Annotated in this window: 1 protein-coding gene; it reads left to right on the top strand. The window is 66.1% G+C overall.

What is annotated here, in order from left to right; all coding sequences use genetic code 11:
* A partial coding sequence (locus EN869_RS34005) for a hypothetical protein (RefSeq protein ID WP_210237977.1) occupies positions 1-298 on the top strand: 298 nt, incomplete at both ends.

The raw sequence follows: 298 nt of genomic DNA, 5'->3' as shown, positions 1-298 counted from the left end.
CGGATCCGACTTTGGCGCCGAGTACCTGAAATCGCCCGAGTATCAGCGAGCGTCGAACTCGCTGCGCACCATCATCGCATCCTACCTCTACAGCGTGTCCGGCGCGACGGCGGCGCCGGCCGAAGTCGAGAACCAGGCGGCCATCCTGACGCCAAAGCCTGGCGAGGCGAAAGCATCCCTCGACGACAAGTTGGCGCGTATCCGGCAGATGGTCGACGCAATCAAGAGCGGTGGCGGTTCCGCGCCGGCTGGCAACGCGGGCACCGGTGGCGGCACGACCAGCAACGGCTTGAAGTGG

It is taken from the genome of Mesorhizobium sp. M2D.F.Ca.ET.226.01.1.1 (genome assembly GCF_004022705.2).
Lineage (GTDB): Bacteria > Pseudomonadota > Alphaproteobacteria > Rhizobiales > Rhizobiaceae > Mesorhizobium.
Note: the sequence above shows the minus strand (reverse complement) of the source record. Positions and strands in the feature narration are given on the sequence as shown.